Annotated in this window: 11 protein-coding genes; 5 read left to right on the top strand and 6 right to left on the bottom strand. The window is 31.4% G+C overall.

From position 1 onward, the window contains the following. Nucleotides 1-15: 15 nt before the first annotated feature. From JBL43_RS07350 to radA, 3 genes are read left to right on the top strand one after another with little or no spacing between them, the layout of a single operon-like run. Nucleotides 16-783 carry a UDP-2,3-diacylglucosamine diphosphatase gene (locus JBL43_RS07350; protein ID WP_198840807.1) on the top strand — a complete coding sequence of 256 codons (768 nt, stop codon included), beginning with the start codon at nt 16-18 and terminating at the stop codon, nt 781-783. Further along, nucleotides 776-1,483: a tetratricopeptide repeat protein gene (locus JBL43_RS07355; protein ID WP_198840808.1), complete on the top strand. Its 708-nt coding sequence runs from the start codon at nt 776-778 to the stop codon at nt 1,481-1,483. Before JBL43_RS07350 ends, JBL43_RS07355 begins: the two co-directional genes overlap by 8 nt. Nucleotides 1,484-1,494: 11 nt before the next feature. After that, complete coding sequence (gene radA, locus JBL43_RS07360) at nt 1,495-2,850, top strand: DNA repair protein RadA (protein ID WP_198840809.1); 1,356 nt, start codon at nt 1,495-1,497, stop codon at nt 2,848-2,850. A 194-nt stretch (nt 2,851-3,044) separates the two neighbouring features. Here radA and JBL43_RS07365 read toward each other — a convergent pair whose 3' ends face one another. From JBL43_RS07365 to JBL43_RS07375, 3 genes are all read right to left on the bottom strand, one after another. Then, nucleotides 3,045-3,785 (bottom strand): class I SAM-dependent methyltransferase, encoded by a 741-nt coding sequence (locus JBL43_RS07365; RefSeq protein ID WP_198840810.1) that lies wholly within the window; start codon nt 3,783-3,785, stop codon nt 3,045-3,047. A gap of 44 nt (nt 3,786-3,829) precedes the next feature. Continuing rightward, entirely contained in the window at nt 3,830-4,627 is a 798-nt protein-coding gene (locus tag JBL43_RS07370) for a DUF695 domain-containing protein (protein WP_198840811.1), read from the bottom strand. 116 nt (nt 4,628-4,743) lie between these two features. After that, complete coding sequence (locus JBL43_RS07375; protein ID WP_198840812.1) at nt 4,744-5,667, bottom strand: DUF6845 domain-containing protein; 924 nt, start codon at nt 5,665-5,667, stop codon at nt 4,744-4,746. A 165-nt stretch (nt 5,668-5,832) separates the two neighbouring features. Here JBL43_RS07375 and JBL43_RS07380 point away from each other — a divergent pair, with 165 nt between their 5' ends. Further along, complete coding sequence (locus JBL43_RS07380) at nt 5,833-8,568, top strand: carboxypeptidase-like regulatory domain-containing protein (RefSeq protein WP_198840813.1); 2,736 nt, start codon at nt 5,833-5,835, stop codon at nt 8,566-8,568. Continuing rightward, nucleotides 8,552-10,759 (top strand): DUF5689 domain-containing protein, encoded by a 2,208-nt coding sequence (locus tag JBL43_RS07385; RefSeq protein ID WP_198840814.1) that lies wholly within the window; start codon nt 8,552-8,554, stop codon nt 10,757-10,759. The genes JBL43_RS07380 and JBL43_RS07385 overlap by 17 nt, the downstream gene beginning before the upstream one ends. Before the next feature lie 79 nt (nt 10,760-10,838). Here JBL43_RS07385 and JBL43_RS07390 read toward each other — a convergent pair whose 3' ends face one another. From JBL43_RS07390 to JBL43_RS07400, 3 genes are read right to left on the bottom strand one after another with little or no spacing between them, the layout of a single operon-like run. Continuing rightward, nucleotides 10,839-11,255, bottom strand: a complete 417-nt coding sequence (locus tag JBL43_RS07390) for a protein-export chaperone SecB (RefSeq protein ID WP_198840815.1) — start codon at nt 11,253-11,255, stop codon at nt 10,839-10,841. Nucleotides 11,256-11,264: 9 nt separating this feature from the next. Further along, complete coding sequence (locus tag JBL43_RS07395) at nt 11,265-11,735, bottom strand: hypothetical protein (protein WP_198840816.1); 471 nt, start codon at nt 11,733-11,735, stop codon at nt 11,265-11,267. Next, entirely contained in the window at nt 11,736-12,155 is a 420-nt protein-coding gene (locus JBL43_RS07400; RefSeq protein ID WP_198840817.1) for a hypothetical protein, read from the bottom strand. Nucleotides 12,156-12,439: the final 284 nt, after the last annotated feature.

Raw genomic sequence — 12,439 nt, forward strand, 5'->3', positions numbered from 1 at the left:
ATTTAAATAGCCTTAATGAACATCACCATTCCTAGCAACAAAAAAATATATTTCGCATCTGATCAACACTTGGGGTTACCCAATCATAAAGATAGCTTAGTACGCGAAAAAATTTTTATAAAATGGTTAGATACTGTCAAACAAGATGCAGAAGCCATTTTTTTATTAGGCGATCTCTTCGATTTTTGGTTTGAGTATAAAAAGGTTGTGCCTAAAGGGTTTGTACGTGTTTTAGGCAAACTGGCCGAAATTAGAGACAGTGGCATCCCCATTTACTTTTTTGTCGGTAATCACGATTTATGGATGGATGATTATTTTGAAAAAGAATTGGACATTCCAATTTATCATAAACCTAAAGAATATATCATCAACAATAAAACATTCTTAATTGGTCATGGCGACGGTTTAGGCCCAGGAGACAAAGGTTATAAAAGGATGAAAAAAGTATTTACCAATCCCGTTTCAAAATGGTTATACCGTTGGTTGCATCCTGATATTGGCATACGATTAGGCGTGTATTTATCTACCAAAAACAAAATGATTTCTGGAGATGAAGACGCTAAATTTTTGGGCGAAGAAAATGAATGGTTGGCACAATATTGTAAACGAAAATTAGAAACAAAACATTACGATTATTTTATCTTCGGACACCGTCATTTACCAATGGAAATTCAAGTCGGAGATAACAGCAGATACATCAATTTAGGCGATTGGATTAGCCATTTTACCTATGGTGTTTTTGATGGAAAAGAAGTTGAATTGAAAACCTATAGTCTTGAATAAATTAATATCTCCAGTAATCCTTCTACTGATACCTTTGGTGTCATGTGACTTTATATCGCATACCCATTATTTTAATGAGGCGACTGTTTTAGAAGAGAATGGTGATTTTAAGGAAGCAATTCTCTTTTTAGATAAAGCCATAAAAAGAAAACCTGATTTCAGACCAGCACTGTTAAACAGAGGAGTAGATAAATCAATGCTTGAAGATTACACGGGGGCAATTGAGGATTACAAAAAAATCCTGGTGTTTGATTCGGATAATTCTATAGCATTATTGAATATTGGAAATAGTTATAAGCGTTTAGGAAATATAAAAAAAGCTATTGAGTATTATGATAAGGCTTTAATTACTGAAGGAGCAATAAAAAGTGGATCTAGTGTAATCGAATTGAGATTTCATAATGAAGAAGATAATGATGCCGATTATTATGTAAATGATTATAAAGTTTATTATGAAAGAGCTCATGCTTACCTCTTAGATAATCAGTATGATATGGCAATTTTAGATTTTACTAAATGTATTGAATCCAATTATCTAATCGGTGAAAGCCAATTTTTTTTAGGCAATATCTTTTTTAAAAAAAAAGACACAATAAACGCCTATATGCACTTTAAAAAATCAGGAGAACTTGGTGTTAAGGACGCAACAGATAAATTGATAGAATTAAACGATTACAAAATTAAACAACCCAACGATTAAACATTTTTTCAATGGCTAAAACAAAAACAACTTTTTTCTGTCAAAACTGTGGTGCACAACATGCTCAATGGGCGGGTAAATGTAATGTATGTAATGAATGGAATACCATTGTTGAAGAAGTAATTCAAAAAGAAGAAAAACGTGCTTGGAAACAATCTTCACCTTCTAAAAAAGTAGCTAAACCATTAAAAATTAATGATATTGCCATTAATGAAGAAGATAGAATTGACACCCAAAATAATGAGCTAAATAGAGTATTGGGTGGGGGCTTGGTAAAAGGTTCTATGACGCTATTAGGCGGTGAACCTGGTATTGGTAAATCGACCTTGATTTTGCAAGTAGCCTTAACCATAGATAAAAAAGTACTATATGTATCGGGTGAGGAAAGTCAATCGCAAATTAAAATGCGAGCAGAAAGGCTAAAAAACACCAATACAGAATGTTTGATTCTTACTGAAACTAAAACCCAAAACATATTTAAAAGTATAGAAGAAACTCAGCCAGATGTGGTTGTAATTGACTCAATTCAAACTTTACAAACTGATACTATTGAAGCGTCACCTGGTAGTATTTCTCAAATACGAGAAACCACTGCAGAACTTATAAAATTTGCTAAAGAAACGGCAACACCTGTTATTTTAATTGGTCATATTACTAAAGAAGGAACTATTGCAGGACCAAAAATTTTAGAACACATGGTAGATGTGGTTTTACAGTTTGAAGGCGATAGAAACCATACCTATCGTATTTTACGAGCACAAAAAAACCGTTTCGGTTCCACTGCAGAGCTTGGTATTTACGAAATGCAAGGTTCAGGATTAAGAGAAGTTGAAAACCCATCTGAAATACTGATTTCAGAAAAGGACGAATCATTAAGCGGTACAGCTATTGGAGCAACATTAGAAGGCATGCGACCCTTAATGATAGAAGTTCAAGCATTAGTGAGCACAGCAGTTTACGGTACACCTCAACGATCTACAACAGGTTATAATACCAAAAGGCTCAATATGATTTTAGCCGTATTAGAAAAACGAGCGGGATTCCGTTTGGGTGCAAAAGATGTTTTTTTAAATATTGCAGGGGGAATTTCAGTAGACGACCCCGCCATTGATTTAGCAGTTGTAGCTTCTATACTTTCTTCAAATGAAGATGAAGCCATTCCTCAAGATTATTGCTTTGCAGCTGAAGTTGGTTTGGCAGGTGAAATTAGACCCGTTAATCGTGTTGAACAACGCATTTTAGAAGCTGAAAAATTAGGATTCCAAAAGATTATGGTTTCAAAGTACAACAAAATTCCATCTAAAAAGTATAACATTAAAATAGTACTCGTTTCTAAAATTGAAGATGTATATCAGCAGTTATTTTAGACTTAATTTTAACGAATTATCAATAATTTTTAGAAATTTTACGTTAAGAAAAAATACTACTTAGTATTTAACACAACTCTAAAAAGTATTAAATTACTGATTGTCAAGCACTCTATAGTTTTACCTACCTTTATAAGTAATTCTAAAAACAAACCAATTGGTGTATATTGGTTTTATGTCAAATAAATGCATAACTACTTAACTTTCTTTAGCTGCACAACAAGATTTGGTGAATCTGTAGCTACAAATTTATCCTTTTTTAAATTTCCATAGAAGTTACTAGTGAATCCGATTTCAGTTGCCGTTTTTTCAAAATCAATTTTTGAATGAGGGTATAACGTTGTTATTATCTGGCTAACTTGGTTCTTTTTTTTGTCATTTTTTTCTATGATAAAGTCAATATTATCTGTATTGATGTTGTACTTTCTAAGAATAGAAACCGCATCATTTTCATATACATTCAGTATATGGATTCCACTTTTGGGCAGCTTCGCATAATTTACAATTTGGAAAAGTACCTCACCTCCAAAATTTAAAATACCATATAGTTTTGACACTAGACCACTAACCTCTTGCATATTGATATTGGCTATGGTGTTACCTAGAGAAACAATAAAATCATATCTCTTGTCTTTTAACGAAAAATCAGTTAATCCTGATTCTATAAAATTAATTTTAGCATCAAATTTTTCAGCATTTTTTCTGGCTTGCTGCAACATTCCTTTAGAGTGATCAATGGCATCAACTTGCAGTCCTAATTTAGACAATGCAATTGAATCTGCACCCGTACCGCAACCTAAGTCAAGAGCCATCTTATAATTTGTCAGCAGAAAGTTTTTAAAAAAAGAGGTTTTATTCTTAAGTGCATTTTCAAAATTGATCATTACATCATAATCATCTGAAAGCTCATCAAAAAATTGGCTATTTGAGGTCATTTATTTTTGTTTTTAAGCACCCATTACCATAAACTATTGTAAGTTTAATCAATTCCCCAACCATCATAATACCCCATGTTAGATAATGCAAATGATTTTAATGCTTTGGTCAATTCCGCTAAAAAAGTGGGAGATAAAGAATCTTCTCGATGAATTTGCAACTCATAAGGAAAGTCTTTATCCTCAGTAAACTTTAAAGAATCAACTTTAAAATCAATGGTTTTAATTTTCTCTAAAAACCGCTTCCTATTCGTCTCTCTTTTGAAATAAAAATAATGATTTACTTTACGTTTTTTAGTAAGGTCTGCTCCTTCTAAAAACATTTGACTTAAAAGATCTTGGCTCATAAAAAAGCTATCAGATACATCTTTTGGGTAAAGCACTTCTTTATAATATTCCCATTTTTTATCTCGATTTATAACTAAGTAATTCTTAGAATCAGAGAATTTAGCTTTGTATAACGAATCAATTTTAGTTCTCAAGTTAATCGTATCTTTTACATAATAGACATCAAAACCTGTACATTGGTAAGTGAGTATACCTACCAGTCTATTCTTTTTAGATGATTCAATAATTTCATTAGCAACAGCATCTGAGTAGTCATAAATTTCTTCTAGACCTTCAGTAGTTGGCATTCCGTTATTAAAACATTTACTTGTTCTTTTACCAACCAATACAAGATTTTTATAATTGGGTTTACCCAACATATATTTGTAATTGACGGTTACTGACATTATACCTTTTTCCTTTTCAATAACATAATTACCCCAATCATCTTGAGCATAACTTGATAAAAAAACGCATAGCAATAAAAAAATACTTGTGGATATCTTTTTTCTCATATAAATGGTTTGATTTTCTCCCTTAATCAATTATCAAAAATGATGCCTTTTTAAAATAAAAATCCCGCAAAATATTTAAAATACTTTGCAGGATAAATATAAACATTGTTTTTTATTTAAACGAACCTATTGTAATAGTTAATAAGACTTTTAAAATCACGACCAATACTTTCAGCTTCACGATCAGTAATTTTACCATCTCTCTTACTCTTTCTTACCTCTCCCAAATACTCTTCAATTTCATCATAAAAATTCTTGTAATAAGTCGCTTTATTTTGCTCTTCTAATAATTCAGGTGTTAAACCTTTATTTTTTGCATGATTAGCTTCTAACTCGTCATATTTAGCATTTAATGCATCAATATCAACTTCTTCAGCATAAACTATATCTACAATTTCTTCAGCAATAGCTAAATCTGTTTTTGAAGCGATAATACTTTCTTTTAATGGATGATCTTTTAAAAGCTCTATTTCTGCTTGATCAGAAATTGGTCTTAGTATTTTATACGCTTCAGAACGTTTTTCATAAAAAGCAGTAATATTCGTTTTTATAATTTCTAGATACTCACCTCCTTTTGCCCAATCATCATCCTTAAAATCTTCATTATCATAATAATCTTTAAACTTCTTATACGCTTCATGTGTGTTTGCAAATGCCTCACCAGTCGCTTTTACACTATTTGTCAATTCTTCTTTAATTTCAGATGGTAAGTTATTACCTGGGTTTAATAAGAAAATATCGTCTCTCTCTTTGTTAATATCAGGAACCCTACCAATAAAAGCATGACCTAAAAACAACGTTGGTTTTCTCTTTTGAGTTACCATTTTACTCATTTTCTCATAATCATCACTAGCCTTAGTTATTTTATCACCTGCATCGTTCATATAGTCTACCATAGCATTATTGTAGGCAATAACACTGTTGGCTCCTCCAGAACCCATATCACTTACAGCATCTAATGCACTACTGGCTTTATCTCCTAATTTTCCACAGCTAACTACTATTAGTGCAGCCAATACAAATACAATTTTAAATTTCATGAATTACTATTTTAAAGATTAAATAAAAATGACCTATTTACATTTTTTTGAATAGTTCATTTACGCAAAAATATGTAAAAAATTAACGAATTTACTAACGATTAATTGCCTTTTTATGAGCACTTGTTAAAAATTTCGTAACTTATAAATCTCTTATAATAGGATATGAGTAGATTTTCGCTAACACTTACTCTTTATATACTTACCTCTATTTGTGTTTTTTCTCAAGAAACAGGCACAATCAAAGGAGTTATAATTGATTATGAAAATCAAAACCCACTTATAAATGTTTCTGTTACTATAAAAGAATTAAACAACCTTACTCTTACTGATATTAATGGCCAATTTACATTATTAAAAGTTCCTGTTGGAGATTATATTATTGAACTTTTTAATGAAAATTATGAGTTACAAAATTATCCTATTTCAATAAAAGAAGGTGAAATTCTTGATTTAGGTACCATATACCTCTATCCTAACGACATTGTTTTTGACAATTCAGACCAACTAATTTGGCTTGATGAAAATAGTTATGAAAATAATCAAACCTATTACGCAACGGCAAAGGATATTTTTCTGCAACGTGTGAGTTTTGATTTTAGTCCCACATTTTTCAGTTTTAGAGGATACGGTGCTAGTCAATCTAAAATACTACTGAATGGCTTAGATATAACCAATTTATACAATAATAGACCCTTTTGGAATACATTTAGCGGTTTAAATGATATTACTAGAAATAGGGAATCAACTGTAGGGCTTTCGTATTCCTCTCAAAATTTTGGTGGGCTATCTGGAATAACATCAATAACAACTGATGCCTCTAAAATGCGAAAAGGCTTGCGTATTTCAAGTTCTGTCTCTAATAAAAACTATGTGGGTAGCACCATGGCAACCTATAATTCAGGCCTTCAAAATAACGGATTGGCCTATAGTATTTCAGCATCAAGACGTTGGGGAAATGAAGGCTATGTTAATGCTACCTTGTATGATGCTTATAGTCTTTTTGGTGCTGTATCATATAACATAAACGAAGCTCACAGTATTAATGCCACTGCAATTTACGCTCCCAGTAGAAAAGGACAAACTACAGCCATAACCGAACGTACTTTTAATGAATTTGGTAGTAATTACAATCCCTATTGGGGATGGCAAGAAGACGAAAAACGAAATTCTAGTATTTCTACATTTAAGGCTCCTATGTTTATACTAGGTTATGATTTTAAAAATGACAAATCAACATTTACTACTTCTGTTTCCTATCAAACTATTGATCAAAAAAATAGTAGATTAGATTATACAGATGCTCCAAACCCATATCCCAATTATTGGAAGTATTTACCTGAAATTAGTGAAAATCCACAAATAGATTGGATTAACTTATATGAAACCAATTTAAATACAACTAACATTTCCGATGGCGGTTCTGCTCGATATTTAATATACAACAATGTAAAAAAAGATGCTGTTTTTATGGTAAACTCCGTATTAAATAGGAAACTAAATGACAAGCTAAATTTTGACATTGGACTATCTTTTAAAAACAGTAATTCTAATAATTACGCCCAGCCAAAAGATCTTTTAGGAGGGCAATTTTATTTAGATGTAAATCCGTTTACCCTTATTGAGGGCAATCCATCCAATAATGATGTATTAGACCCAGAAAACAAAGGTTTAAATGATAAAATCAAGTACAATTTTAATTTACAAGCATATCAAGCTTCGGCATTTACGCAATTACAATACAAAACGGAGAAAACTGAATTTTTTATTGCTGCCAACTACTCGAGAAAAGAATTTCAAAGAGAGGGTTTATTCTTGAACCAAGCTTATGTAAATAATTCTTTAGGTAATAGTGAACAACTAATCTTTGATGATTACGCTTTTAAAGCAGGCACTAAATATCAATTTATATCAAAACATTATTTTGAAATAAACACTGCTTACTTAACCCAAGGGCCAACAATTCAAAATTCATTTATAAATAGTAGAGAAAACAATGCCATTGTTCCCAATTTGGTATCAGAGAAGATTACCTCAGCAGATGTTACATACCTTATCAATAGTCCCAAATTACAGTCTCGATTAACGGGTTATTTTACTGATTTTAAAGATGGGACTACAGTCAATTCCTTTTTTGCAGAAATAGGAACAGGAGCCGATTTTTTTCAAGAAGTAATTACTGGAATTGACAAACGACATCTAGGTTTAGAATTAGGATTAGAGTATGAAATCAACTCCAATTTTAGCAGTTCTTTTGTAGCAGCATTGGGGCAACATACCTATACAAACAATGCCAATGTAGGTGTTAATTTTGATACTGCTGGACTCAGTGAAGACATTATTAACAATACAGGTTTTATTGATCTTGGTGAAACCTATCTCAAAAATTATAAGGTAGCAAATGGTCCACAACAAGCCTTTTCTATAGGCCTATTTTATAAAAATTCTAAAAACTGGTGGCTTAATGCATCTGCAAATTATTTTTCAAATGGATATTTAGATATTTCTGCTATAACACGAACAGATGCCTTTTTTAGTAACCCAAATGATTATGGTCAGCCATATCAGGATATTGATTTTGATCTAGCAAGAACCTTACTTAAACAAGAAAAATTTAGTAGTTATTCAATCGTTAATTTATCAGGAGGAAAGTTATGGCATTATAAAAATATCAATCTAAAACTAGTCGCTAGTATTCATAATTTATTTGATGTAAACTACATCTCTGGAGGTTATGAACAATCACGAACTGCAAATTATGCTTCTTTGGTAGCAGATACTGCCAATGGTTCTGCACAACGCAATTTCGGACCAAAATACTGGTATGGATTTGGGCGGACTTATTTTATAAATCTTGCTTTAAGTTTTAAAAATCACAAACGTTATGAAGACAATAACTAGAACCATTTTTCATTTTGATAAAAATTCGTCTGTTCGAGTGAATTTTGCGATTGAAAAGCGTAAAATTAGTATCGAGAATAAGAATTTTGAGTCAAATGTAGTTCTCGATACTATTTTTAGTTCCTCAAAATCAATCATCCCGAACCCTCGGGAGGCGTTCTATCATACTCTATTATTCAAAATGCAGAATGGATTAAAAAAATACTTTTTTTTCGTCTTTCTTGCCCTAGTTTCATGTGTACAAGATGATGATTATAAAATTCCAAATATTAATGATTGTGATGCATCTATTTTGACACCAACAAAAACAGTTGAAGAAATATATAATTTAACAACAAGTATTACCTCACAATACACAGAGGCAGATGTTATTGAAGCCTATGTAACTTCCAACGACCAATCAGGAAATTTTTATAATGAATTGCATTTTCAGACGCTAGACGGAAGTCATGGTTTTAGTATTCCTGTTGATGTGCCCGATTTATACACCATTTTTAATCCCGGTAGAAAAGTATCCATAAACCTTAAAAACACCTTTACACAATTAAATTTTGAGAGCTTAGAAATTGGTAATTTATATGTTGATGAACGTACCAAGGAAGAATCTATCGGTAAAATTACGGCTGCAAACTTTAAGAATGTGTTGGTAAAAACTTGCGATATTGTGGATGAAGAACAACTCGTTAATAAAATAACATTGAGCCAAATTACAGATGCACATCTAAACACGTTAATAGAGCTTAAAGATGTTCAATTTGAAGATGCTGCATTGGGCAAAACATTATACGAAACCAATACAGATTCTGGTGGAGGCACAAATTATTTAATTGAAGACATTTCAACATCATCCATTTCATTTAGAACAAGTGCCTTTGCAAACTTTGGAACTACAGAAGTTCCAAGCGGAAATGGTACCATTAGAGGTGTATTATCTAAATTTAGCAATACCTATCAAATATTGATAAGAAGTATTGAAGATGTTCAATTAAACAATGATAGAAAAAGAATTGGTTTTGCCGAAAATATTAGTGGCACCAAAGCATCAATTGCAGAGATAAGAACATTATTTACAGGTACAGATTCTAAAATTACCGATGATATTTATATTGAGGGTGTTATTACCATGTCAGGAATTGATGAAAACAATATGTCAGACCGTAATGCATTTATTCAAGATGAATCAGGAGCCATCGCATTACGATTCTCTTCTGCAGGTTCATTACGCAGTGGCTATCAAGTAAAAATCAATTTGAAAGATGTTGTATTAGGGAGCTTAAGAGGATTATTACAAGCAAATATTACGCAATACAAGCATGTACTTTTTGTAGCTGATAATGTTACTTTACCAACTCCAACCTCCATTACCATTGAAGACCTTAATACTGGTAATTACGAAGCTCAATTGGTACGTATAGACAATGTACAGTTTGAAGAGGAAGAAGGTACGTATAAAGGTAGTATTCCTTTAACCGATTGCAAAAAATTAGTAGATGTTTTAACCGTTTCAACCGCTACATTTGCCAATGAAGAGTATCCGACTGGCAACGGAACAATTATAGGAATTGCTTCAACCTATACAGACCCTGTATTATTACTTAAAAACATAGAGGCCACGGTTAACATGACCGCAACCCGATGTGTACCCACAGGAGATATTACCAATAAAGTTTTTATTTCAGAAATAGCCGACCCAGATAACAATGCCAATGCTCGTTTTATAGAAATTTATAATGCCGATTCTAAACCCATCGACCTTACGGCATGGACACTCAACAGATATACCAACGATAGCGAAACCATATCTTCATCTATGGATTTGACCGGAATCACCCTTGCCGTAGACCAAGCATTTGTAATTGCGGTAAATGATGTTGAGTTTGAAGCCGTTTATGGTTTTGCTCCAAATATGGATGGTACCAGCACAGGCCCAGCAGGTTCAAATGGTGATGACAATATCACATTGGTTGACCCTAATGGAACCATCATAGATATTTTTGGAGTAATTGGAGAAGATGGAACTAACACCAACCATGAGTTTGAAGATGGTAGAGCCTTACGAAACGCTTCGGTTACCCAAGGAAATTCGGTGTACACATTTTCTGAATGGCAAATCTGGAATGATACGGGAGCAGTAGGTACAACGAAATTACCACAAAATGCACCTGATGATTTTACGCCAGGAGTTAGGTAATATAAAATCTAAAAAAGATATTTAATAGATAATAGACTATTCTTCTTTTTTCACCAGATTTCTTTTTGGAAAATAGTTTTTATTTTGCTTTAGTATTTTCTCTAAGAGTTTCCTTCATGGCCGACAAATTTAAAATTTCGAGCATTATAATACCAGTATTAGACTGTAAAGTAAGAGTACTTATAAATGATCTTACATAAGGGAACATAATTGCAATAGAATTAGCATAAAAATATTCAGGTATATCCTTAATATCAATATTTTCGGAAAATTTAAAAGTAGCTACCGATTCAATTTGAATTATTTCTGCTTTGTCAGTTTTTTCAGTCCCACTTAAATTCAAAATAAGATTAAACAAACCCTTTTCTTTATTATATTCACCTCTCGGGTTAAAAAGTAAATCCAATTCTGGTTTTTCATTTAGCGATTGATTGTATGAAAACCTTGGTACTGTAAATTTTTTAAAACTAAATGCTGCTTTTTTCGGTTTTTCCATAAAACAAAATTATAAAAAAAAAGACTCTGAATATTGTTCAGAGTCTTTTTTATTTTTAAATGGTCTATTCCACCAATGATTATGCTTTGCAATTGGTATTTCAAATTCATAAGGCATTGTAGAATCAACTCCATACAAAATTGAATTATTCATGCTATATTCAGCTATGACCGGAGGTGTAATTAAATCATATTCACAATCATCTTGTAAAATGCCTAATTCTAAAATTGGGTTTTCAACTGATATTAACTCATTATCAGTAATAAATAAGATTTCTTCATCAGGAAATGATTCTTCAAAATCATCCTCTAATAAAATTTGACCATTTACATATTCTATATCTTTCTCAAAACAATGAATAGGTTTAACTTCAATAATGTGAGTATTTATATAGCTCCTATACTCATATTTAATTTCTAAATATGGGCAAATATCATGGAGCAATTCTAATTTTTCTTTTAAAAAATCTATTGATTCCATCTAAATCTTATTTTTAATTAATTTTATTATTTCTTTACTAAGTTCTAAAGCTGCTATACTTTTTTCCCTATTAATATTTTCATTCTGATAATCTGAAATTTCCCTAAAAGTTTTCAACGTTTTAATTTTGTCTTTTACAGACTTTTTATAAATCAAATCTGATTTTTCTTCAATTTTACGACAAATTAAATCAATTGGATAAGCATGTGAGTTAAGTGTTCTAACACCAACTTGCCTAGATGCTGATATTTCCGAATTCATTTGTTGATATGAGATACCTATTTGATTTAATTTAGACTTTATATATTGTAAACATCCATAGTAAGAACAATGCACACTAGGAGCAAAAAAATCATCTCTCTCTATTAATACTTCCGCAGCGGCCAAATTAATTTCCGATTTATTTTTTAAATGACTCAATAATTGCAGTTTTGTCTATTAAATAAGACTACAAATGTAAACAAAAGAACATCATCCTTTTAACATTAGACGTAAAAGAACATATTTGGTTACAACGTTTAATTTTATTTCTTAGTATTTACAATCATTAAAAATAAGAAATTTCACTATCAAAAACAAGAAACGGCAATGATATTCTTCAATTAGTTGACCCTAATGGAACCATCATAGATATTTTTGGAGTAATTGGAGAAGATGGAACTAACACCAATCATGAATTTGAAAATGATCGTGCCTTAAGAAAC

Source organism: Aureibaculum flavum, assembly GCF_016406085.1.
Classification (GTDB): domain Bacteria; phylum Bacteroidota; class Bacteroidia; order Flavobacteriales; family Flavobacteriaceae; genus Aureibaculum; species Aureibaculum flavum.